We start from the raw sequence: 23,762 nt of genomic DNA on the forward strand, positions 1-23,762 counted from the left end.
GGACAAAAGCGTCATTTACACTCATATAATAAAAACTTGCGTGAACGAGTGTAAACTGTATTTAATGGTGTTATAATGACGCATATTTTTATGTTTCAGACCTACGTTATAAAGGGTTTCATAAAACATTAAATAAATCGAAATGGGTAAAACTGTGTTAGAGTCTTATCTCTGAGATAAAACACCGTATTCGATAAGACATTATCAGCTCAAAAAATAGCTAGATGATAGTTTTTAAAATTAATAGATAAAGGAACAGTTTATATGAGTAATGATACTGAGTTAAGAGTAAAATCTGCAGTAGCAGAGCAGTTAGGCATGAACGTTGAAGATATCAGCAACGATGCTTCTTTCATGGAAGATCTAGGTGCAGATTCATTAGACTTAGTCGAGCTTGTTATGTCTTTTGAAAGTGATTTTGGTATTACTATTCCTGATGAAGATTCAGCAGAATTGACTACTGTACAAAAAGCAATCGATTACGTCCAAGCTCAACTATAAGCTACTGCTGCTTTATAGTCTATTTATAATATGACTACAGCAAATTTTGCTAAACCGTTTATCTTTATTGATAAGCGGTTTTTTTAAACCTTTAAAAAGTTAACAGTCATGGTTCTTTTGTAATATAAGCAATTTTTCTTACATCATTAGCATTTATATTGTTTAAACAACACCAGTAATATTATTAACACAATCTACCTGTAAGTAACATTATCCAACATACTTTTACTATCTCTCGCTTTTTTGCCTTTCTGGCTTTGTTATACTGACTGGAATGACAGCAATCAAAATCAGTCTGTTATGAATTATAATTCTAGAATATGAAAGAGAACCAACAATAAAATTTCAAGGAGTAAATATATGGGTATGTTCAGTTTTGCAAAAGATATTGGTGATAAAATTTTCAATCGTGATGATGATAAGCACGATGCAAAATCAGAGACTAAAGCAGATGCTAATACGCCAGTGAAAAATACAGAACCTTCTGCTCAGTCGGTTGCTAATATCTTGTTGCGCCGTATTCAGCAGCAAAATCTCAATATTGACAATCTAAAAGTTAAATATAACGGTTCAACTGATACTGCTGAAATCAGTGGTGATGCTAAAACGCAAGCAGATCGTGAAAAAGCTATCATCGCTATTGGTAACGTACAAAACGTAGCAAAAGTTATTGATAACATCGATATTGAAGAAGATGCTCCTGAATCTACCATGTATACTGTGAAGTCTGGCGATAGCTTGTCTAAGATTGCTGAGGAAGTATATGGTTCATCTGGTGACTATATGAAAATATTCGAAGCTAATAAGCCTATGTTATCTGATCCAGACAAAATATACCCAGGTCAAGTTTTGCGTATTCCTAAGCCGTAATTGTTAAGTTATAATTCAAACAAATAAAACGCCTCTTGTATTAAGAGGCGTTTTTTATTTTCGTTTGTTTATTAATATTCTGCTACTTGTTACTACTTTTTAGTTTTTCCTCTTGCTCTGCTATAGCCCAATAGATATGCTCATCAAGCATCTCGCTACATCCTAGTCTGTACTGTAGATGATCGATGACATCTAAACTAGGATTCGCGTTACCCAGTCCAATAGCAATGTTACGTAAAAAACTAATATATCCTGTTCGCCTAATTGGGCTACCTTTCGTGTATTCTAAAAAGTCAGATTCTTGCCACTGCCACAGCTCAATTAAACCGATATTATCAAAATGATGTCTAGGGGCAAAGTCGTCTACTGATGTCAGATTGGCATAACGGTTCCAGGGACAGATAAGCTGGCAGTCATCACAGCCAAATACTCGATTGCCTATGGCCCGGCGGTACTTTATGTCAATTGCGCCTTTGTGTTCGATGGTTAGATATGAGATGCAAGCAGCTGCATTGAGCTTATAAGGTGCGACAATCGCTTGCGTAGGACAGATATCAATACATGCGCTACAACTGCCACAATGCGCGTTAACAGGCTTATCATCGGGTAGGTTAAGACTAATAAACAACTCACCCAATACAAAAAATGAGCCTGCAGATTTATTCAGTAGTAAGGTATGCTTGCCTGTCCAACCAAGACCGACTGCATCGGCTATTGGTCGCTCAAAAATAGGGGCAGAATCACTAAATGGACGAAAGATAAAATCTGACTCAGCTCCAATGTTTAAATGTTGCCATTCGGGGAGTTTATTTTCAATACTAAGTGCCAACTGCTTTAAGCGGTTACGCATTGTTTTATGATAATCACGCCCTCGCGCATAGCGTGCAATAATGCCTTGATTGGGATAATCATTATCGCTAACAGTGCGCGGCACAGGTGCCTGGGTTAGATAATCCATACGAACGCTGATAATGGTTTGTGCACCTGCAACAAGCTTAGCAGGGTGCGCTCTTAAATCATGATTGTTATGCATAAACTGCAACTGTCCTTCATACCCTTTATCTAACCACTGCTGTAGCTGCTCAATTTGTTGAGCAAATAAAGGATGATGGACGGATAAGAACCCACAGTCAGCGAACCCTAAAGCTTGGGCCTCAGACTTAATCCATTGTTTTACCTCTACTGCAGTAGCAAATACAGGAGTATTGGTAACTTCAATACCACCGCTCGTTTGCTGATTAGAGGAATGCACTGAATGCTGTTTGATGGACGATTTATTGTTCATATTAGAGGGTACTAGTTTGTGAATTTATACATCGATAGTGATGTTGTAGCGGCTATGATAGGCCAGTTTATTGCCAATGCAATCATAAAAATTAAATATTGGGTGGTTAGTATTAATACATAAAGCTAGATATGTTTTTGTTATATTTATAACCTAGCAGTTTATAAACTCATAAAATAAGAAAAAGGAATATTATGCAATCATCAATACAATCAGCAGCACAGTGCCCGTACTCGTCATTGCCTATCGCTTTATACGCTAGCGAACAAGTTTATGCTATAGAACAAGCATGGTTTGCACAAGGATACAATAGCTTTGGTTTGATGCAACAAGCTGCTTGGCAAATGGCACAACGTATTATACCGTTTTATGAACGAGTCAAGGCGCAAACGAAGCGCTACGCCAGACATCATCATTATATGACTCGTCAGCCTAGTGCGTGTGTTTGGGTAGGGCAAGGTAATAATGGCGGAGATGGTTGGTTAATTGCTCATTATCTACAGCAAGCGGGCTGGCAAGTACAAGTGATAACAGTCGGCGTAGAAATGGATAATCGGGCAGATAACAGTCAAAAGAGCCAAGAAACAGTCAACGATGCAACAAAGGCTCAGCGTAAGGCTTTGAGCATGAACTGTCCTTACCAACGCTTTGAGGATATGCAATGTTATCAAAATAAAAATGATCAATTGGATATGGCCTTGCAGGCTGATATCTATATCGATGCATTATTTGGTATTGGTTTAGATCGTGCGCCAAAAGGTTTGTATGAACAAGCAATTATAACATTTAATAACGCTGCTCAGCAGATTGGCGCTTTAGTAGTCGCTGTTGATATTCCAAGTGGTCTTGTCGCTTCTACTGGTCAAGTATTTGAAAAATTAGCCATACAGGCAGACATTACCTTATGTCTAATTGCGCGTAAGTTTGGTCTGCATACCAAAGATGGTATGGATTTTAGTGGAGAAGTAATTGATATACCGTTGATACCTTATGCATCTATTGAACCTATTGCAGTATTGCTTAAAGATGCCCAACATCTAACGCCGCGTCGTCATAACAGTTATAAAGGTAGTTATGGTCATGTTTTAGTGGTTGGAGGCAATCGTCTTGATGGCTCTCAAGGCATGGGCGGTGCAGCGATTCTGACTTCCTCTAGCGCGATGGCCACTGGCGCTGGCAAGATAACTGTTGCCTGTCATCAAGCATTTCATGGTGCATTATTGAGCTCATTACCTGACGCAATGACGATTGACTTGCATGATCAAGAGAGCGTTGAGCGTTTAATTAAAAGTGCAAGCGTCGTTGCTATCGGCATGGGGCTTGGCCGCGATGAAAAAGCAAAAATACTATTCACCCGTTACCTGAAAGCTGCAATAGCGCACAACAGATCGTTAATCATTGATGCCGATGGTCTTTATCATTTGGCAGCGTTACAAAGGGATAAAAATGAGCTAATTACTCAATTGCGAGAATATAGTAAGACGCACAATGTTTGCTTGACCCCGCATAGTGGCGAAGCTGCTAAATTGTTAGATAAAAAGATTAGTGCGATAGAAAATGACAGATCGTCAGCCATACATCAATGCGCTAATATCTATGGTGGCAATTGGGTATTAAAGGGCGCAGGCTCACTTATTTTAGCTCAAGGACAGTTATATGTTTGCGGTGTTGGGAATGCTGGCATGGCAACAGCTGGTATGGGTGATATATTATCTGGCGTCGTTGCAGGATTATTGGCTCAACAAGATTTAGATGACGAGCAGAATAACCCGTGTCAAGCGGTAGTGATTCATGCATTAGCAGGCGATATGTTGGTCCATCAAAGCTCATATGATGCTACGACATATGATCGTATAAGTAGCAATCAGTTATTGATTGGGCAGCGCGGCTTACAAGCACAAGATATGCCAGCAGCCATACGTCATATCATGCAAAAGCTGACTTGCTAAGTCTATTTAAGTCAACTTAAAAAATACCGCGTCACTGAGATAAAATTTTTGCATCATTAAGATTTATAGGTACAGCAAGCAAAGAATTGTACTAGCCACGCACTATAATGCTATATATTCATCTCGTTTAGTATCGACTATAGTATGACTGCACCGAAAGCGTTTTTGGTACGGGGCTATAATAACTACTAAAGATATATTTAAGTCTGTGTACCTTTACAATACTGTCCAATCGCTTGTTGTACACGCTCTCGCTTAAGTTCAATCTCGCGGCCATCTAGATACTGGCGTTTACCGTTTGCATCCATCTCATATATACGGCCACCGACATTTAAATTGGTTAAATTGTTACGTAACGATTGACAGCGCTGGGCGTTTGCCTGCGCTTCTTGATCTTTAATACGCGCCTCAAGTTGCGCGACTCGTTGCTGTTCTGCATTTGGCGTATCATTGCTTTGATTGGCATCCGTTTTACCTGCCATCTGCCCTGCATCAGATTGTCTACCATCACTGCGGAACTCAATTACCTCGATATTCCGTGCATTTTGCGGTGCATGTTGACTATATTTGACCTCACCATGCGTACCAAGAGACTTGTAAACTTGGATAGCATGACTTGCACTCATAGGCAGGGCAAATACACAAGTGGTGATAACACCAACCAATAGTTTGTTGACTGTATGAATCATGGGTGAATATGCCATGCTAGCAATCCTTTTGATGAATAAAAGCATTCATGTATAAGCGTAAATGAATTATTGTATAACTTACAATGAGCATACAATGTATGTCGATTCTAACAAAAAATAATGACAAATGTATATTATTTAATAACTAATAGTTAAGGATGGGTTTCACAAGTTTTTCTTGACAATAGGACTTAAACCGTCGAATATAAGGTTAGTTGATTGGTCAGTGAGCGGCTTTTATGATATTGCCGTAGCACTTGGGGATAATTACTGGTTACTGCTTATCAGCAGTCTCTGCAGTTTTATGCTCTTTGTGACAGTAGCACAGTGTAGTAAAAATCATGACTGTCATAGTCTTTATTTTTAACTGTACTTACTGTCTCCGGACTCATCGGTCTACAATGACTAAGATAAACTTATTATTTTAAATGCTAAAAGTTAACTGCTGTATATATACCCTATGATATTGTCATGTGTAATACAAAGTGCAGCCGTCTTATCGGTATGTTACTTTTATTAAGATCACTTATGTTGTCATTGGTTTGGATATTCAACGGTTTAATATTCTTACATTTCTTACCAATAATAAGCTTCTATTAAAAATGCTTTAATCTGCATTTCGTCACGTATATCGATAAACTCCTATCAAAAACCGACCATATAAATTGCTATGTTTGGCTAACTTGCTGTCTTATTGTACAGTTATGTTCTGACATAGTGATCACATATTATTGATAAGGTGATGACAGTGACGCAAACCACGCAAAGTCCAAACATGACCGGCCATACTCAAACGGGTAATGCCGCCAAACACTTCGACGAAAAACAACAACGTATTGCTGAGGGTAGCGCTCAGCCTGTGATGCTATCTGGTGCAGAAATGTTGGTGCAATCACTAACAGATGAAGGGGTCGAATATATTTTTGGCTACCCAGGTGGTGCAGTTTTACATATATACGATGCGCTGTTTCAACAGGACAATATTGAACATATCTTAGTCCGTCATGAGCAAGCAGCAGGTCATATGGCAGATGCTTATTCGCGGACAACTGGCAATACTGGCGTTGTGTTAGCGACATCAGGGCCTGGTGCTACGAATACAGTGACTGCTATTGCCACAGCGTTTATGGACTCAGTGCCGATGGTCGTGATTTCAGGTCAAGTACCAAGCAGTTTAATCGGTGAAGATGCCTTCCAAGAAACGGATATGGTTGGTGTTTCAAGGCCGATCGTTAAACATAGCTTTCAAGTTCGTCATGCCAGCGAAATACCTTCAATCGTCAAGAAAGCTTTTTATATCGCTCAGTCAGGGCGTCCAGGTCCTGTCGTTATTGATGTGCCCAAAGACATGACTGCCCCTAGCGAAAAGTACGCTTACCAATATCCAAAGGATGTGTTCATAAGATCTTATCAGCCATCTGTTAAGGGTCATAGCGGTCAGATAAAAAGAGCTGTTGAGACTTTACTTGCTGCAAAGCGTCCCGTTGTTTATGCAGGTGGCGGCGTTATTTGGAGTAAGGCTCATGAAGAGTTAAAAGATATTGCTCATCGCTTGAACTTGCCTGTGACCAACACTTTGATGGGTCTTGGTACCTTCCCTGGTTCTGATCGTCAGTTCTTAGGAATGCTTGGTATGCATGGTACTTATGAGGCCAATATGACTATGCATCATGCAGATGTCATTTTAGCAGTTGGGGCACGTTTTGATGACCGCGTAACCAACAACGTCAAGAAGTTTTGTCCAAATGCGACAATCATCCATATAGATATTGATCCGGCGTCTATCTCAAAAACTATCTTTGCGCATATTCCTATCGTTGGTGATGTAAAGTCTGTACTTAGCGATATGTTATCTATTATTGGGGAAGATAAAGAGTTAGAACAACATGCATTATTAGATTGGTGGTCGCAGATCAACGAATGGCGCAAGCGTCATGGTCTACGTTATGACACTGATACTAAAAATGGTATCAAGCCGCAAAATGTGGTACAGACTTTGTGCAAAATCACCGAAGGTAATGCAATTATCACCAGTGATGTCGGTCAGCATCAAATGTTTGCTGCGCTTTATTACACCTATAATGAGCCACGTCAATGGCTTAACTCAGGGGGTCTGGGTACTATGGGCGTTGGTTTGCCATATGCCATGGCAGCAAAGCTTGTAAGACCAGAGCGCGATGTCGTCTGTATTACAGGTGAGGGCTCAATTCAGATGAACATTCAAGAGCTATCAACGTGTCTGCAGTATGATCTACCAGTTAAGATTTTAAACCTTAATAACGCGCAGTTGGGTATGGTTAAGCAGTGGCAGGATATGTTGTATGAGGGTCGTCATGCTCATTCTTATATGAATTCATTACCTGACTTCGTTAAATTGGCCGAAAGTTATGGTCATGTTGGTATCAAAATTACTGACCCTGAAAAAATGGAAGAGCAATTGGCTGAAGCAATGGCCATGAAAGACAAGCTTGTATTCATCGATGTCTATGTCGATCGTAACGAGCATGTATATCCGATGCAAGTCGCAGGTCAAACAATGCGTGATATGTGGTTATCAAAAGGGGAGCGTACCTAATGCAACAACATCTGATTTCGGTATTAATAGAAAACGAAGCGGGATCGTTGTCGCGGTTGGTTGGCTTGTTTTCTCAACGTGGGTACAATATTGAGACTCTAAACGTTGCACCAACAGAAGATCCATCCATTTCACGCTTGACAGTAACGACGATTACTTCACCAGAAAAAATAGAGCAAATTACCAAGCAGTTGCATAAGCTGGTTGAAGTAATTAAAGTATTGAATCTATCTGAAAATGTACACGTTGAACGTGAGCTCATGCTGATTAAGGTTCGTGCCACTGGTAGTGTGCGTGAAGAAATTAAACGCAGCGCTGACATATTCCGTGCTCAAATCGTCGATGTGAATGCAAACCTATATACCATCCAAATCGTGGGTGATACCGCTAAGCTTGATGGGTTTATTGATACTATCGGTCGTGAGCGTGTGCTTGAAGTGGTGCGTTCAGGTGTCATTGGTATTGCCCGCGGCGAGAAAACCTTAAGCGTCTAATATTACTCTGTTTTAAATCATTTTATTACTAGGCTTATATTGTTTACTATTTTAAAAAATAATTATGATATAAGTATTTACAACCCATGGCTTCCCATAATTGAGGAAAAGGACTCTACCTATGAACGTTTTTTATGATAAAGATTGTGATCTATCCATCATCCAAGGCAAAAAAGTGGCTATTATTGGTTATGGCTCACAAGGACATGCCCATGCTTTGAACTTACAAGAATCTGGGGTAGACGTAACAGTTGGTCTACGTGCCAATTCTGGTTCGTGGAGAAAGGCTGAAAACGCTGGTCTAAAAGTCTCTGAAGTAGAAGAGGCAGTAAAGGCCGCAGACGTTATCATGATTTTGACACCAGATGAGTTTCAAAAGCAGCTTTATAATGATGTGATTGAGCCAAATATCAAAGAAGGCGCCACGCTTGCTTTTGCCCATGGTTTCGCCATTCACTACAACCAAGTGGTACCGCGTAGCGATCTTGATGTCATCATGGTCGCACCAAAAGCACCAGGTCATACGGTACGTTCTGAGTTCGTTAAAGGTGGCGGCATCCCTGATCTTATCGCTATTTACCAAGATGCATCGGGTCAAGCCAAGCAGTTGGCACTATCTTATGCCGCTGGTGTTGGTGGCGGGCGCTCAGGTATTATCGAAACAACCTTTAAAGATGAGACTGAAACTGACTTGTTTGGTGAGCAAGCAGTATTATGTGGCGGTGCTGTTGAACTGGTCAAAATGGGCTTTGAAACCCTGACAGAAGCCGGTTACGCGCCAGAAATGGCTTATTTTGAGTGCTTACATGAACTTAAGCTTATCGTCGACCTCATGTATGAAGGCGGTATCGCTGACATGAACTATTCGATCAGTAACAACGCAGAGTATGGCGAGTATGTGACTGGTACTGAAGTTATTAATGAGCAATCACGCGAAGCCATGCGTAATGCGTTAAAACGTATCCAGTCTGGTGAATACGCCAAAATGTTCATCTCTGAAGGTGCCACCAACTATCCGTCTATGACGGCCCGTCGTCGTAACAACGCTGAGCACGAGATTGAAAAGACAGGTGCTAAGCTACGTGGTATGATGCCTTGGATTGGTGGTAATAAAATCATCGACAAAGACAAGAACTAAATAGTTATCTGCTAAGCTATTATTAAAACCCATGTTATCGATAGATAGCATGGGTTTTTTGACCTCATATCATCGTCATAGGAGCATTAAAATTACTACTTTTGATTAGAGTAAGCAAACAAGTACTGCAATTAAAATAAAAGGTTGTCCTACTAATTTTGGAAGTAATAAAAAATAGCGCTTGAAAACTTACAATCAACACCCAATGTAAACAACCGATATACCACTTATGCAAAAGTTAATGTTTATAAAACAATAAGCTTGGATCTAAGGGTCTTTGAGCGTTTTTCTTTATTTTTATTTATACTATAGGTTATATGCTGTGCAAATATCTTTTCCAGACTGGCTAACGCCGCAATTCGCATATATTTTTTTCAGCGCTGTCGTTGCCGTTCTGATTTGGATAGAAGGGGAGATGCTTAAACGTAGCAGCGGTAAGCTGCCAAAATCTCTGTTCTTTCAATTTAGCTCATTATTAGACACTTCATGGTTTTTCGTTTCTGTAGTCATGATATATGTGATTGATTTATCACCATTGGCAACGACTGTGCCAGCAGCATATGGTCTTTATACAGTCTTTGGTTGGATCTATGGAACACGTTTACTTAAACTTCGCGGTATTCCAGACTCTCCTGAGGATTTGGTAATACCTTCTAAGTATATTGCTTATAGTCAATCATTCGCTTTAATATTCTTTGGGTTGTGTTTATTTATCTTAGCACTTCCTTGGTTGCCCATATTTGAGTCTTAAGTGTGTTATTAAACTGGCTATATTTGGTTACACAAGTTTACTAAACGAACAACTATACCTTTACAAAAACTCGCAATTTAACATCCTGACCACAATAAAAGCTGCTATACTAAACCTGTACTTAGGGAGTTGTAGACGAAAATAGTCACATATCGTTAAGATATAACGCTGGTTTTAGTCTTAGTATTTGCTTAAAATTCAACTAAGTATTTGTCAATTAATCGGTGAAGACAAAAGTCTCATCAACAGTTAAAGAGTTAGGAAAATTTATGTCAGATAAAGTTGAAGGCACTGTAAAGTGGTTTAATGAAGCTAAAGGTTTTGGTTTTATCGCTCAAGACAACGGCGGACAAGACGTATTCGCTCACTACAGCGCTATCCAAGGTAACGGTTTTAAAACTCTAGCCGAAGGTCAAAAAGTGTCTTTCATCTTAGGTGATGGTAAGAAAGGACCACAAGCTGAGCAAATCGAAGCACTGTAATCTTATTGATGTTAAGTTTGATCGTTTGATCAATACTTTTCATTTTTAAAGATAAAATAAAAGCTAAGATTAGTTTGTTGTATAACAACAAAAATATTGTTTAGACTCTATAAAAAAGCAACCTCTAATCAGGTTGCTTTTTTTATTGAAAAAATAACTTTGTAGACAAACGATTGATTATAAATAAGCAGGCGCAGTAAGGTGATAATATGAAATGGGAAAACTGGTTTTCGATTGATTGGCAACAGGTAGTTGGCATCTCTTTATCCGCAGTAGGCTTTTATATTGGCCTTATGATGTTCACACGCTTGATGGGACTACGTAGCTTCTCCAAGCTATCGAGTCACGATTTTGCCATGACTGTAGCCATTGGTAGTATCCTGGCATCGACAGTATTATCTGACACGCCATCGTTACTCCAAGGATTGTGTGCAGTTGGTGCATTATTTGTCATTCAAGGTTTGGTCTCGATGATAAGACGAAAAATCAAACCTTTAAAAGCACTGATAGATAATCAACCTATAATCTTAATGGCGCATGGTGAATATTTTTGGGACAACTTAAAAGAAGCTAACTTGAGCACTAGTGATGTCCAACAGGTATTACGTAAAAATAGTATTAAATCAAAATCAGAGGTTTTTGTTGTAATCATGGAAACAACTGGTGATATGAGCGTCATTAAAAATAACGATGTAACACCAGATTGGTCATTATTTAATGATATACGTGACAGCGAGCTGCTAATTGACGCTACTAAAAATTCTATGAAAAAAGATACTTTGAACAAAGCATAGTTAAATATGTAATAATAAATTTTGAACGATAAAATCATGAATATATTATGTCATCTGACATGTTTTATATAAATAGTGACAAATTTATGACGCATTATTCACGGCGTTGTCTTGACCTTACTAAGATGCTCACGCAAGATAGTTAGGTCTAATAAGTCAAGCTCAACAGATAATCGTTGACAAACGTAGCTACAAGATTTAAGTAATATTTTGCATCAAGTAAATCAATAGTTTTTGATTTATATTTTCAATTCATAACATTAATAAACGAGGAACGTATGAAAGCATTAGTCGCGGTCAAGCGTGTCATTGATTACAACGTAAAAGTTCGTGTAAAAGCTGATAACTCTGGTGTGGATTTATCGAATACCAAAATGTCTATCAACCCGTTTGATGAGATTGCAGTTGAAGAAGCGGTTCGTCTAAAAGAAGCTGGCGTCATTGACGAGATCATCGTCGCTTCTATTGGACCAAAAGAAGCACAAGAGCAAATTCGTGCAGCGTTAGCATTGGGCGCGGATCGTGGAGTCTTAGTCAAAACTGATGATAAACCATATCCGCTACAAGTCGCTAAAATTCTAAAAAGCATTGCTGAACAAGAAAGCACGGATATTATTTTGTTAGGTAAGCAAGCGATTGATGATGACAATAATCAGACAGGCCAGATGCTTGCAGCCTTAATGGGTATTGGTCAAGGTACGTTTGCTTCTGAAGTAAAAGTCGAAGGTGATAGCGTAAATGTGACTCGTGAAGTTGATGGTGGCTTACAGACAGTGGCGCTATCTCTACCTGCAGTGATTACAACTGATTTACGTTTAAACGAACCACGCTATGCAAAACTGCCAAATATCATGAAAGCTAAGAAAAAGCCTCTTGATGAGAAAACGCCAGCAGATTTTAGTGTTGAGATGACGTCTAAGCAAGAAATCGTTAAAGTTATGCCACCTGCTGAGCGTAAAGCTGGTATTACGGTAGCCTCAGTTGATGAGTTGGTCGATAAGCTAAAAAATGAAGCGAAAGTAATCTAAGACTTCGCTGACGCATTTATAGAGTGTTAGTACTGTAAATGCCGTATTTAAAAGCTATCTGACGACATGAACAAATAAATAAAGGACAAAAAAATGGCAATTTTGGTATATGCAGAACACGACAATGCCAGTCTAAAAAAGGCGACTCTAAGTACTATTGCAGCTGCTAAGCAAATGGGTGATGATATTCATGTATTGGTTGCTGGCAGTGGTAATCAAGCGGCGGCTGACGAAGCAGCAAAAGCTGAAGGCGTAAGCAAAGTGCTATTGGCAGATAACGCAGCTTACGAACATCAAATGGCAGAAAATATATCGTTATTGGTTGCAGATATTGCTGCAGACTATAGCCATATTATTGCACCAGCAACGACCACTGGCAAAAACTTTATGCCACGTACAGCAGCTTTACTGGATGTCAGTATGTTGTCAGAGATTTCTGCTGTCATAGATGCTCAAACTTTTGAGCGTCCTATTTACGCTGGTAATGCGACTGCTACGGTCAAGACGACGGAAAATAAAATCGTATTGACCGTACGTACAACGGCTTTTGATCCAGTGGCTGCTGAAGGCGGTTCTGCTACTGTTGAGACAATCGATAATGTACAAGATGCTGGCAAAGCAAGCTTTGTCAATGAAGAAATGGCAGCTTCTGATCGCCCTGAGTTGACATCAGCCTCAATTGTTGTATCAGGCGGACGTGCCTTAGCGAATGGTGAGAACTTCACCAAATATATCGAGCCATTAGCAGATAAGCTAGGCGCTGCGGTTGGTGCATCGCGTGCTGCGGTTGATGCAGGTTATGTCCCTAACGACATGCAGGTCGGTCAAACGGGTAAAATTGTCGCGCCAGATCTATATATCGCAGCTGGTATCTCAGGTGCTATCCAGCATTTGGCAGGTATGAAGGATTCAAAAGTTATTGTCGCTATTAACAATGACCCAGAATCTCCAATCGCAAGTGTTGCCGATTACTTCTTAGAAGCTGATCTATTTGACGCGATACCTGAGCTTACTAGTAAGGTCTAAGTTCGATAGATGATCTATAAAAGACAATCTAAAAATCCCGCTATCAACGATAGCGGGATTTTTTAAGTTTAAACACCAAGCTCATATAACTATTCTATATTAACTGTATATGAGTTTAACTATAACGGCGCTGACGTAGCGTTTCATAAAGACAGAGCGAACCTGCGACCGCAACGTTAAGGCTCTCTTGTCCATTGGGCTGCGGTAAGGCGATAGGAGTTGCACATTGCATTAGCTCATCACAGACGCCTTGACCTTCATGGCCCATGATCCAAGCAGTCGGAGCGGTAAGGTCATGTTCGTAAATCAAAGTATCAGTATGTGAGCTGGTTGCCAATAAAGGGGTTTTTACACACTTTAGGATATTTTGAACACTCAAACCTTCATAAATAGTGAGCGCAAACTGCGCGCCCATTCCCGCCCGTAATGTCTTGGGTGACCATGTTTGGGCCGTGCCGCTAGTACAGAGTACTGTTTCTATCCCAACTGCGGCTGCGGTACGTAGTAGCGTACCGACGTTACCACTATCTTGTACATCATTTAAAATCAAGCAGTCGTAATCTATCACCGTTAAGCTTGGCACAGGTACGTTTATGACTCCCATAATATCGATACCTGTACCGAGACTTCGAATGCCCTCATAAAGTGCATCGGACAACGTCAAAACACTTGTGTGGGTAGGCAGACGTGTCAGAACTTGCTGAACCTCAGGATGCTGGTGAGCTGATTGTGCGAGTAGTATTTGAACAAATGGATAATCACTGCGTAGAGCTGCGTCAATAAGATGCACACCTTCAAGTACAGTCTGCCCTTGTTTTTTACGTTGACGAGCTTGAGACAACAGCGCTTTTACGAGTTTTACTGAAGGGTTTTTATCTGAAGTTATCAGCTCGGTAGAGTCTATTGACATAATTGACCGCTTAAAAAAGGTAAAGTTAACAACATTAAGAACAAGCCAGTCCAAAATACTTTTTAATATAGGACTGGTCATGCTTGGTGGATAGGATTACATTATAAATAAGTAATGATAATGCGTACTATTTATTGTCATACTTGATATGTAAGTCTTTGACATAGTCAACCTCGTTTTTACTACCAAGGACGACAGGGACTCGCTGGTGGATGTCGGTTGGGGATATATCTAAAATACGATTGGTGGCGTCAGTCGCACTGCCGCCTGCGCGTTCGATGAGTAAACTCATAGGATTGGCTTCGTACATTAAACGTAACTTGCCAGCTTTGTTTGGATACTTTGTATCAAAAGGATACGTGAATAACCCACCGCGGCATAGTATACGATGCACATCGCCAACCATAGCGGCTACCCAGCGCATATTAAAATCACGACCACGTACGCCTGTATCACCAGCGGTTAGCTCATCAATATACTGCTGCATAGGAGCACGCCAATAACGATAGTTTGAGCTGTTAATAGCATATTCACTAGTATCTGCGTCGATCTGTACATTGTCTTTTACTAGTATGTAGTCGTTACTATCTGGATCTAAGCTAAACATCACTACATTATCCGCTACCGTCAGTGCCAGCATGGTCGATGTGCCATATAGTAGGTAACCTGCTGCCAGCTGTGCGTTGCCCGCTTGTAAAAAGTCGCTATTTTCACTCGTTTGGCCCTGGCGCTGGTAGGGGAGTATAGAGAAAATAGTGCCTACCGCCATATTGATATCGATGTTTGATGAGCCATCAAGTGGGTCAAATAATACGAGTAAGTTACCATCTGCATTGGCAGGGGTTGCATCATCTAGCTCTTCTGACGCCACACCTGCACAGTGTTCGTTTTGTGCTAAAGCATCTAATAATAAATCATTGGCCAATACATCCAGTTTTTTTTGTTCTTCACCTTGGACATTTTGATTGCCTGCTTCGCCCAAAATGTCTGCTAACGCTCCTTTTCTGAGCAGTTGTGAAATGGTTTTACCAACTTCTGTGACAGTAGTGATAACATCGCTTACGGCAGAGTCAGTTTTTTGTGCTTTTAAATATTGGGCTAAAGTCGTCATAGTAGTTCCTAATAAAGGGAAGAAGTCGTCTAAGATAAAAAATCATAAGGTTTAGAAATACGCTAGATTAAGCTTATGACTTAGAATATGTTCAGCTAAAACTTTGGTTGAATAAGTAAATATGCAAATAGCAGGCACGTTATCTTTGTCCTGCATGCAAAATCAGCTACACTATGTCTATTATTATTGATAATTTAGTCAGACTTGCTGCTTATTATCGTAGATAGTGGGTTATTTATGAAAGCAAGTAAGATGACATAGGCTACTGCGATAAAGTGTAGCAAATAAGTGCCAAAATGTCCTCGTGTCTGTACACATGGTCATAGTCGTGAACGAATAAATCGTTATGATTGACTTGATATAAACTCATAATAAAGACTTGCCATTATGCCAACTTCCAAAAAAAATACATCTACAAATACTGTATCACCATCCAAATACGCCACATTTGACCATGATACTGTCCATCAGAGACTCAACACTTCCCTTAGTCGTCCACAGTTAAACCAAGATGGAAGTTTGCGTCACTTTTTGGGCGTAGAAGGGCTAAATAAATCACAACTACAAGCCATCATTGCTAAAGCTGAAACTTTCTTTGATGAAAATGGTCAGCTGATCAATCGGCCTGAGCTTGAAGGCTGCACAGTCATGAATCTGTTTTTTGAGCCTTCGACCCGTACCCGCACTACTTTTGAGGTGGCAGAAAAGCGTCTTGGAGCCAATGTGCTAAACATTGATATTGCGCGCTCTAGTACAAAAAAAGGCGAAAGTCTACGCGATACTCTATGGAATTTGCAGGCAATGACAGCTGATATTTTTGTAGTCAGGCATTCTGCATCAGGGGCTGCGCATTTTATGGCGACTGAGGTGACACCAGATATCGCTATTATCAATGGCGGTGATGGCTGGCATGCGCACCCGACCCAAGGGATGCTAGATATGCTGACCATTCATCGCGCCGCGCCGCGCCCGTTTGAGGCGCTATCAGTTGCTATCATCGGTGATATTAAGCATTCAAGAGTCGCGCGCTCCGATATCAATGCGCTGCAAACTTTAGGTGTCAAAGATATTCGCGTCTGCGCGCCACGTACGCTATTACCTAAGGGAATTGAGCGTTACGGTGTGCGTGTGTATGAAAATATGAATGAGTGCGTCACAGACTGTGATGTCATCATGGGATTAAGAATACAAAATGAGCGCATTGGCTCGCCGCTACTGGCCTCATCAAGTGAATATTACAAACATTATGGTATTACGCCTGAACGGGTGGCGCTTGCGAAACCTGATGCTCTAATTATGCATCCAGGTCCGATGAATCGAGGTATTGAGATTGCCTCAAGTGTAGCCGATGGTCCACAGTCTGTTATTTTAGAGCAAGTAAGTAATGGTGTAGCGATTCGTATGGCTGTATTATCACTTGCCATGGAAGGCCAACGCGCTCATCAAACAGCAAGAAACTCATAAAAGACACCTAACCAATGACGTTAACAGCTGATATTTTGTAATGTAAACTTTAGACGTTTGATGAATCGATTCTATTTATTTAATTATTGATATGGTAACAAGCTCATGACTGACCCCATTACTACTGATGCACAGATGATAAATTTACTTCCTAACGTCTTTAAGAAATCGTTACCGAATGAGACGATGAATAAACTTACAAACCTTGAGACTGGTCGTGAGACTTGGTTATTACCTCCATTAGTAGACTTGTGCGCACGCCTACGCGAACCCGGACAGCAGCAACATGGGACATTATCCTCTGAAGGTCGAGCTGCCCGTGGCAATGGTTTTTTGCATGTAGTGATTCCACCTGATACCAACCCTATCTTAGAAAATGGCTCACTACTCAAAGGTTTGCGTGAACGTGCACTTGAAGATGGTGGTATTTATTTGCATGTACTTGGCGCATTGACAGCAGGTCTAGAAGGGACGCGTCCCTCTAATATCGCAGGTCTTAAAAAAGGAGGCTGTATTGCTGTTTCTAATGCGCGCAGGCCTTTTGATAATGATTTGGTATTGTTACGGACGTTAGAATATGCCGCAACCTTTGGTATGAAAGTGTTTTTTTATCCTGATGAGCCAAGTTTATCCGGCAATGGGGTTGCACACGAAGGCTACATTGCTTCTTATCACGGTCTGCAAGGTATTCCTTGGATCGCTGAGACCGTCGCCCTGTCTACCCAGTTATTGATGGTAGAGGAGACGGGTATTGCAGCTCATTTTAGTCAATTGTCCTGTAAGTCTTCAGTAGAGCTGATGCGCTGGGCAAAAGACAAAGGACTGCCAGTAACGTGTGATGTGGCGATGCATCAGCTATATTTGACAGATGACAATCTAGAAGGCTTTAATGCCCAAGCTTATGTATTACCGCCATTACGTAGTAACACTGATCAACAAGCACTGCTACGTGGCCTCAAAGATGGGACTATCGATGCCATTTGCAGTCATCATGAACCCCTAAATTCTACAGCCAAAAAAGCACCTTTCGCTGAGAGTACACCTGGTATCTCAAATTTCGACACCTTTATGGCTTTAGCCTGTCAATTAGTACGGGATAAGGTATTAACAGTAGAGCAGCTAGTAGATAAGATTTGCATCAACCCTGCGCAAATTGCTGGAATAAGTACCAAATATGAGAGCTTGGGCGGTGCAATCTTAGTCGATCCTAATCTTGAGTGGCAGGTGACAGTAGATACCATGTTATCGAACGGCAAAAACACCCCGTTTTTTAACCAGCATCTGCAAGGCCGAGTCGTGGAGACCTTCTTTGGTTAATTCGTCCCAGCATAATGACAATTCACGACCTTCTATAGCAAGTGAAAGTCATCAGTTATTAGGTGATGACGATAGTTTGTCGAACAAAGCGACCAAAGACAGCGAATCTAGCGAATCGATTAAAGCGGTTGCAGTATACGAGATTGTCAAAGGGGCGGGCGCGCTGATAGGGGCTTTTGCGTTATGGCTTTGGCATACTAATCTTGAGCGCTGGCTGGCCCAAGCATCGGATTCATGGCAACAACGCTTTGGCAGCCTGTTGTCACCACAAATTGACAGTATCGTCCAAATTGCCCAGCAAGCAAGTAAAAACTGGTCACTTTTTTTGTTGTTTATCTTTGCTTATGTCAGTCTGCGTTTTATTGAAGCTTATGGGTTATGGCAAGATAAAACATGGGCGTACTGGTTTAGCGTTATCGGTTATGGAATATTCATTCCTATTGAGATTTACTACTTAATAGTGAGCCCATTTGATTGGTTCAAACTGGGAATCTTACTACTAAATATTATTATTGTCGTTGTGGTCTATCGTAATATGAAACGTAAAGGTTTGATATAACCTTGATAGCAAACCTTATCATAGAGCAGCTGTGCTGTTGAGAGATTGGCACTAGGAAACCAGTATGACGTCATGGCTATATATCTCGCTGACTACTTCGATAGTTATATAGCGTTAATTGTATGGTTTAGATAAGCTGATTAGCTAAATTAATCGCTATTTATGCATAACAGGCTGAATCCTCTTAGCGACTTTACCAATGCTTAACCCTTGTACCAAGATAGAGAAGACGACGACAGCATAGGTAAGCGCCAGTAAAATGTCACGCTCCATCCCTGAGGGTAGCTGTAGTACTAAAGCCACCGAAATGCCGCCGCGTAACCCGCCCCAGGTCAATACTTTCCATGCCCCCTCAGGCAGTTGTAGCTGTCGACTAAAGGTTTTAGTAGTCATGCCGACGACGATAAGGCGAGCAAGTAAGGCAATCATGATACTCAAACCTCCAGCAATAAATAGATTGCCCGAGTAGGCAATAATGACCACCTCAAGACCGATCAGTACAAATAAAATGGCATTCAAAATCTCATCTATCAGCTCCCAAAACAGATCGATATAATGGCGAGTCTTATCGCTCATCGCAAGCTCACGACCACGGTTGCCGACCATTAACCCCATCATCACCATAGCAAGTGGTCCAGATAAATGCCAATGACTGGCCAATGCATAACCGCCTATTACCCCTGCCAGCGTCAACAGTACTTCCTCTTGATAACTATCAATGCTTTTGAGTAAATAGTACAAAATAGCGCCAAGTACCAAGCCAAAAATAATACCGCCGCCAGCCTCAACGGCTAGAGTATGTGCCACATAATTAACCGTGGGAATATCACCACTAGATAGGATACCGAGCAATAGGACAAATATGACAACGCCGATACCGTCGTTGAATAGTGACTCGCCAGCGATGACTGTCTCGATACTCTTTGGTGCTCCCGCTGATGCTAATATTCCCATAACCGCAATAGGATCTGTAGGCGATATCAGAGCACCAAACAATAGGCACCAAATGAAAGGCAGCCCAAAACCGAGGAGTGGTAGCATAAAGTAAAGGGCAGTAGCGATCAGCACGGCTGATACTAGCGTACCAATACATGCAAGAATACCTATAGGAAGTTTATAACGCTTCAAATCACCAATATTGACGTGCAAAGCCCCGGCAAACAGGAGCATAGATAGCATGCCATCAAGTAAGACTTCAGTGAAATCTAGTTGATCTAATAAACTCACCTCATAGTCAATAAGCTGATCGAAGCCCAAAAATCCTAAAAAAATCGCTATCATGGATAAGACAATAGAGATAACCATGACCCCGATTGTAGTTGGCAAGCCAATAAAGCGATGATTGATGTAAGCCAATATCGCCGTTACTGATAAGAAAATAGCGCTAATCTCAAGTATGGTCAGGCTGGTTGCAGATGCCATAAAAGCAGTCTCGATGAGTATAAAAGTTGTTGAAAGGATAACAGGTATTTAGCAGATAGATAGTGCTAGTATTGCTTAATACCTATAGCAAAATTTAGACGTATATATTGAGTTACGGACTACTTATTTACCTTGATTGTGTCTGTAAATCTTTATAAATATGCATATCAAACTTACTGATATATTCAAAATGTTGATGTTGCGCATTGTCGTCATGAATAAACTGCCGTGCTTGTTGGCACATGGCTATCAGGTCCTCTGCCAGCTCCTTATAACTTAGATTCGCTTGACCTGCGTGTTCAATCAAAGTCAGCTCGCGCAATAAAGTCTGACGCTGTGCGCTATTGACTCGAGCATAGTTTAAGTCAGTCACTGCCTGACAAAGCGCCTTTAATACCATTAGGTCAGCAATAGCATATCGACGTATCTCACCTAAGGAGGTTTCGATAAAGTCAGATATCTTTGGTGTTCTGGTGATAAGCGCCAGTATTGCGACACGCGGCTGATTAACCGTAATATTAGACTCATCTTTGTCTTTTGGTGGCGTATAAAAATGATAAGGGCTAGGTGGCTGCCGACGTAACATTAGGCTTAAACAAATGGTCAAAGACTGTACACAGTTGACAGCTGTTTTAGGATCATTAATCCCAGGAGACAATGCCCGCACAGCGATCTCAGTGACTTGCCCCAAACTTGATGCTATATCATTGGTATAAGCGGACTGACGCTCAAAGTGCAGACAAGCGGCAAAGCGTTGCCAAAATATGCCATCGGGTGCCTGTGGAGATACTGCAAGCTGAGAGGTTTTGGTCTTTTTTAGGTTGCTAATATGTGCTGTTGGGCGCCGATAAAAATGCCCTATAACGTTTTTATCAGTGACAAAATCGCCAAGATTGGTATGCAATTGCACCACACCGCCATAATCTTGTGCCAATGTAATAAGTGATTCAAAGTAGATTTGTTGTAAGTAGCCTGAAGTTGGTGCATAGATAGGTGTAGCGGCCCAAGAATGATATTGTTCAACATCATCGCTATTTATGACATTATACTGATGCTCCATCTCGCAGTTGTCGCTATACCAGTAATGAATGTTTTTAATAGCATCATTACATGCTCCTTGAATCACGCGTGACGCTTGAATAGCATGGACCATATGTTGGACAAAGTAGACCAAAAGTAAGGCACAGACAACAGCCATTACGATAGCAAAAGTAACAGATAGCTGTGGCACACCAAAGTTGACGTCATGCTTGTGAATGGCCTTTAAGACCAGCAAGCTATAGCTGAACGTACCGATAAAGGCGCCAAGTACAAACTGGTTTGAGGTGTCTGTAAGAAAGTTACGTAAGAGCCGTGGGCCAAATTGTGATGAGGCCATAGACAGGACGGCAATGGTAATCGAAAAAGTAGTACCAGCCACACCTAAGACAGCTCCTGCGATCGTCGTCATGATAGCTCTTGCAGAAGAGTCATCACCAGTAAACGCAAAACTAATATCTTTAACAGTTGCGCGATCAAACTGTTGATCGATAGCAATAAATAAAGGGGCTAAAAGTATGCCTGTCAGTACACAAGCAGTCGGGATAAACCAGTAAGAACCGATGAGCTGCTGCCATAGATTTCTTAATCGATCAGGTAGATCGGTTAGAGTCTGTAGTGACCATAACTGGATAAATTTTTTGAGTGCGTCAAGACTGGTCGACAGTATGCGTGTGGGCAGGTTGTTTTTGTCATTTTTGGTCACTGCCATAGGCTCCAAAGGGTTGAGAGTATATTTTGACTCATGTCTTCTAGCGAAGGTTATTTTATAATATCGTCTGATAAGGTTAAAGTTAAGGTTATAGCATTTACCTGTTTACTTTTGGATTATCCGCTTCAGTAATGATATTGCCCTGGTGATTGATGCGGTCGTTATTTTTATCTTTATCGTCTGCAATCTGGTCATTTGGAATCAAAATCTCATTGCGATTGTTATCACATATGACGTCACTGTCTTTATCATAGGCTGCTGCTTCAAAATGCGGTGTGTCTTGCTCGCGCCTATGTTTATTGTGCTGTGTATTGCGCTTACTAGATTTCCCAAAAGGCTCTATTTTGTTATCTGCAGAGGTTTTTTTACGTGGCTGACTGTGAGAGAAAATAGCAGACAACGGTAAGTCAAGTTGTTCTTGAGCGAAGGCTTCAGTATTGTTAAAGCGGCGCACCAGCAGGCTTAGCCATGGTTGTTGGCTATTATTTTCCATCTCATCAAGCTCGTCCTTTATAGGTAACGGATAGGGCAGGGTACGATAAAAATCCCATAGCGTCATTTTGCTAAGATCTTTTTTGAGAACGTATTCATCATCTTCAGTCACGGTAATAAGTTTACAGTCTTTTAGATAATTGATGTAGGTATACCATTTAGGCAGCTCTTTACGACCCAATACATTTCGTAGCTCCTGCTCGCTAACAGCATCACCTTTTAAGTGGCTAAGGTAGACTAGATTTAACATATCAAGCAAACTTAACAGCGGGTGTCGCGGATAGACCTCCTCAGTCTCAAAAATAGTTAACGTATAGCTAATCTCAACACCTAGTAAAATCAAGTTCCATGACAGATAAATCCATAATAAAAAGATTGGTAAGGCGGCAAACGCACCGTATATGGCTTCGTAACTGGTAAAGTTGCCCATTACCGTACCAAAGATATGCTTTAGTAATTCAAATACTATTGCAACGAATATACCAGCTATGGCCGCGTTTTTTACGGGTACACGTGCTTTGGGGATGAACCAATACATACCAATAAAGCCTGCGATCGTGACACCAATGGAAACTATTTGTACCCAAAACGACCAGTCGATGCCGTAACCGCCTATTTGACGGTTTAAAAAGCTTAAACTTTGTACCGTACTAGAAGCAATAAATGCAGTACCCAATACTAACGGTCCCATGGTGACAATGGTCCAATAGCGCAGCATACTCTTAATACCACCAGAGCGATCCTCTACTCGCCAAATTTGATTAAAGGCACGTTCGATAGTCGTCAAAGTGACAATAGTTGTGACAAATAAAATCATTGCCCCGATGGCCGTCAAGTTAGACGATTTTTCAGCGAAACTGTTGATATACTCACTGACTTGCATACTTGATTTCGGTAGCAAATTGCTATAAATCACTTCATAAATCTGTGCTCTAACTGTAGCAAGCGCTGGAACTGACGATAGGATCATCAGTAGGACGGTCAACATAGGCACAATCGATAGCATGGTGGTGTAAGTAAGTGAAGCTGCTTTTTGTTGGCAGTTGTCTTCAAAAAAATGCCGCGTCAAAAATCGCGAAAACTGAAACCAGCGTTGATGTGTAAACGGGATTTTTTTCAGTAAGTTTTCCATATCGACCATTTAGCAAGGGTAAG

The 23,762-nt window shown here is 40.9% G+C and carries 21 protein-coding genes; 14 read left to right on the forward strand and 7 right to left on the reverse strand.

Translation table 11 applies throughout. The annotated features are described in order from the left end of the window. The first annotated feature begins 264 nt into the window (after positions 1-264). Both acpP and lysM read left to right on the forward strand, forming a co-directional pair. Entirely contained in the window at positions 265-501 is a 237-nt protein-coding gene (acpP, locus tag ACS8FB_RS12335; protein ID WP_058368288.1) for an acyl carrier protein, read from the forward strand. Between the two features lie 360 nt (positions 502-861). Beyond that, entirely contained in the window at positions 862-1,371 is a 510-nt protein-coding gene (lysM, locus tag ACS8FB_RS12340) for a peptidoglycan-binding protein LysM (RefSeq protein ID WP_299221412.1), read from the forward strand. An 82-nt stretch (positions 1,372-1,453) separates the two neighbouring features. Here lysM and queG read toward each other — a convergent pair whose 3' ends face one another. Beyond that, on the reverse strand, positions 1,454-2,656 hold the full coding sequence (gene queG, locus ACS8FB_RS12345) for a tRNA epoxyqueuosine(34) reductase QueG (RefSeq protein WP_439263280.1): 1,203 nt from the start codon (positions 2,654-2,656) through the stop codon (positions 1,454-1,456). 194 nt (positions 2,657-2,850) lie between these two features. Between queG and ACS8FB_RS12350 the strand changes: the two genes are divergently transcribed. Next, positions 2,851-4,605 carry an NAD(P)H-hydrate dehydratase gene (locus ACS8FB_RS12350; protein WP_439263282.1) on the forward strand — a complete coding sequence of 585 codons (1,755 nt, stop codon included), beginning with the start codon at positions 2,851-2,853 and terminating at the stop codon, positions 4,603-4,605. A 200-nt stretch (positions 4,606-4,805) separates the two neighbouring features. Here ACS8FB_RS12350 and ACS8FB_RS12355 read toward each other — a convergent pair whose 3' ends face one another. Further along, positions 4,806-5,309 carry a DUF4124 domain-containing protein gene (locus ACS8FB_RS12355; RefSeq protein ID WP_439263284.1) on the reverse strand — a complete coding sequence of 168 codons (504 nt, stop codon included), beginning with the start codon at positions 5,307-5,309 and terminating at the stop codon, positions 4,806-4,808. Positions 5,310-6,156: 847 nt separating this feature from the next. Between ACS8FB_RS12355 and ACS8FB_RS12360 the strand changes: the two genes are divergently transcribed. From ACS8FB_RS12360 to ACS8FB_RS12395, 8 genes are all read left to right on the forward strand, one after another. Continuing rightward, the gene (locus tag ACS8FB_RS12360; RefSeq protein ID WP_439263337.1) at positions 6,157-7,869 is read left to right on the forward strand and encodes an acetolactate synthase 3 large subunit; all 1,713 of its coding nucleotides are present in this window, start codon (positions 6,157-6,159) and stop codon (positions 7,867-7,869) included. Next, positions 7,869-8,363, forward strand: a complete 495-nt coding sequence (ilvN, locus tag ACS8FB_RS12365) for an acetolactate synthase small subunit (protein WP_299221401.1) — start codon at positions 7,869-7,871, stop codon at positions 8,361-8,363. Before ACS8FB_RS12360 ends, ilvN begins: the two co-directional genes overlap by 1 nt. 121 nt (positions 8,364-8,484) lie before the next feature. Beyond that, a complete protein-coding gene (gene ilvC, locus ACS8FB_RS12370) occupies positions 8,485-9,501 on the forward strand; it encodes a ketol-acid reductoisomerase (protein ID WP_299221398.1) in 1,017 nt (338 codons plus the stop codon). Between the two features lie 322 nt (positions 9,502-9,823). Further along, positions 9,824-10,252, forward strand: a complete 429-nt coding sequence (locus ACS8FB_RS12375) for a hypothetical protein (protein ID WP_439263287.1) — start codon at positions 9,824-9,826, stop codon at positions 10,250-10,252. A 269-nt stretch (positions 10,253-10,521) separates the two neighbouring features. Further along, entirely contained in the window at positions 10,522-10,734 is a 213-nt protein-coding gene (locus ACS8FB_RS12380; protein WP_058368296.1) for a cold-shock protein, read from the forward strand. Between the two features lie 209 nt (positions 10,735-10,943). Further along, a complete protein-coding gene (locus ACS8FB_RS12385) occupies positions 10,944-11,528 on the forward strand; it encodes a DUF421 domain-containing protein (RefSeq protein ID WP_439263289.1) in 585 nt (194 codons plus the stop codon). A gap of 278 nt (positions 11,529-11,806) precedes the next feature. After that, positions 11,807-12,556 carry an electron transfer flavoprotein subunit beta/FixA family protein gene (locus tag ACS8FB_RS12390; RefSeq protein WP_439263291.1) on the forward strand — a complete coding sequence of 250 codons (750 nt, stop codon included), beginning with the start codon at positions 11,807-11,809 and terminating at the stop codon, positions 12,554-12,556. 93 nt (positions 12,557-12,649) lie between these two features. Beyond that, on the forward strand, positions 12,650-13,582 hold the full coding sequence (locus tag ACS8FB_RS12395; protein ID WP_439263292.1) for an electron transfer flavoprotein subunit alpha/FixB family protein: 933 nt from the start codon (positions 12,650-12,652) through the stop codon (positions 13,580-13,582). Between the two features lie 115 nt (positions 13,583-13,697). On the opposite strand, the gene ACS8FB_RS12400 is transcribed toward ACS8FB_RS12395, so the two are convergent. Then, the gene (locus ACS8FB_RS12400; RefSeq protein WP_439263294.1) at positions 13,698-14,492 is read right to left on the reverse strand and encodes a TrmH family RNA methyltransferase; all 795 of its coding nucleotides are present in this window, start codon (positions 14,490-14,492) and stop codon (positions 13,698-13,700) included. 127 nt (positions 14,493-14,619) lie between these two features. Beyond that, positions 14,620-15,603 carry a class 1 fructose-bisphosphatase gene (locus ACS8FB_RS12405; protein WP_439263296.1) on the reverse strand — a complete coding sequence of 328 codons (984 nt, stop codon included), beginning with the start codon at positions 15,601-15,603 and terminating at the stop codon, positions 14,620-14,622. Positions 15,604-15,990: 387 nt separating this feature from the next. Here ACS8FB_RS12405 and ACS8FB_RS12410 point away from each other — a divergent pair, with 387 nt between their 5' ends. The 3 genes from ACS8FB_RS12410 (at position 15,991) to ACS8FB_RS12420 (ending at position 18,943) form a co-directional block, all read left to right on the forward strand. Then, positions 15,991-17,067: an aspartate carbamoyltransferase catalytic subunit gene (locus ACS8FB_RS12410; protein ID WP_439263298.1), complete on the forward strand. Its 1,077-nt coding sequence runs from the start codon at positions 15,991-15,993 to the stop codon at positions 17,065-17,067. Positions 17,068-17,202: 135 nt separating this feature from the next. Further along, positions 17,203-18,384, forward strand: a complete 1,182-nt coding sequence (locus ACS8FB_RS12415) for a dihydroorotase (RefSeq protein WP_439263338.1) — start codon at positions 17,203-17,205, stop codon at positions 18,382-18,384. Beyond that, positions 18,377-18,943: a DUF2127 domain-containing protein gene (locus tag ACS8FB_RS12420; protein ID WP_439263300.1), complete on the forward strand. Its 567-nt coding sequence runs from the start codon at positions 18,377-18,379 to the stop codon at positions 18,941-18,943. Before ACS8FB_RS12415 ends, ACS8FB_RS12420 begins: the two co-directional genes overlap by 8 nt. Positions 18,944-19,099: 156 nt before the next feature. Here the strand turns inward: ACS8FB_RS12420 and ACS8FB_RS12425 are convergent, their stop codons facing one another. The 3 genes from ACS8FB_RS12425 to ACS8FB_RS12435 all read right to left on the reverse strand — a co-directional run bounded on the left by ACS8FB_RS12425 (position 19,100) and on the right by ACS8FB_RS12435 (position 23,739). Continuing rightward, a complete protein-coding gene (locus ACS8FB_RS12425; RefSeq protein WP_299221373.1) occupies positions 19,100-20,365 on the reverse strand; it encodes a cation:proton antiporter in 1,266 nt (421 codons plus the stop codon). 127 nt (positions 20,366-20,492) lie between these two features. Next, the gene (locus ACS8FB_RS12430) at positions 20,493-22,115 is read right to left on the reverse strand and encodes a DUF2254 domain-containing protein (RefSeq protein WP_439263302.1); all 1,623 of its coding nucleotides are present in this window, start codon (positions 22,113-22,115) and stop codon (positions 20,493-20,495) included. A 97-nt stretch (positions 22,116-22,212) separates the two neighbouring features. Beyond that, complete coding sequence (locus tag ACS8FB_RS12435; protein ID WP_439263304.1) at positions 22,213-23,739, reverse strand: YihY family inner membrane protein; 1,527 nt, start codon at positions 23,737-23,739, stop codon at positions 22,213-22,215. Positions 23,740-23,762 lie beyond the last annotated feature (23 nt).

This window comes from Psychrobacter sp. 1U1 (assembly GCF_051847535.1).
GTDB classification, from domain to species: Bacteria; Pseudomonadota; Gammaproteobacteria; order Pseudomonadales; family Moraxellaceae; genus Psychrobacter; species Psychrobacter saeujeotis.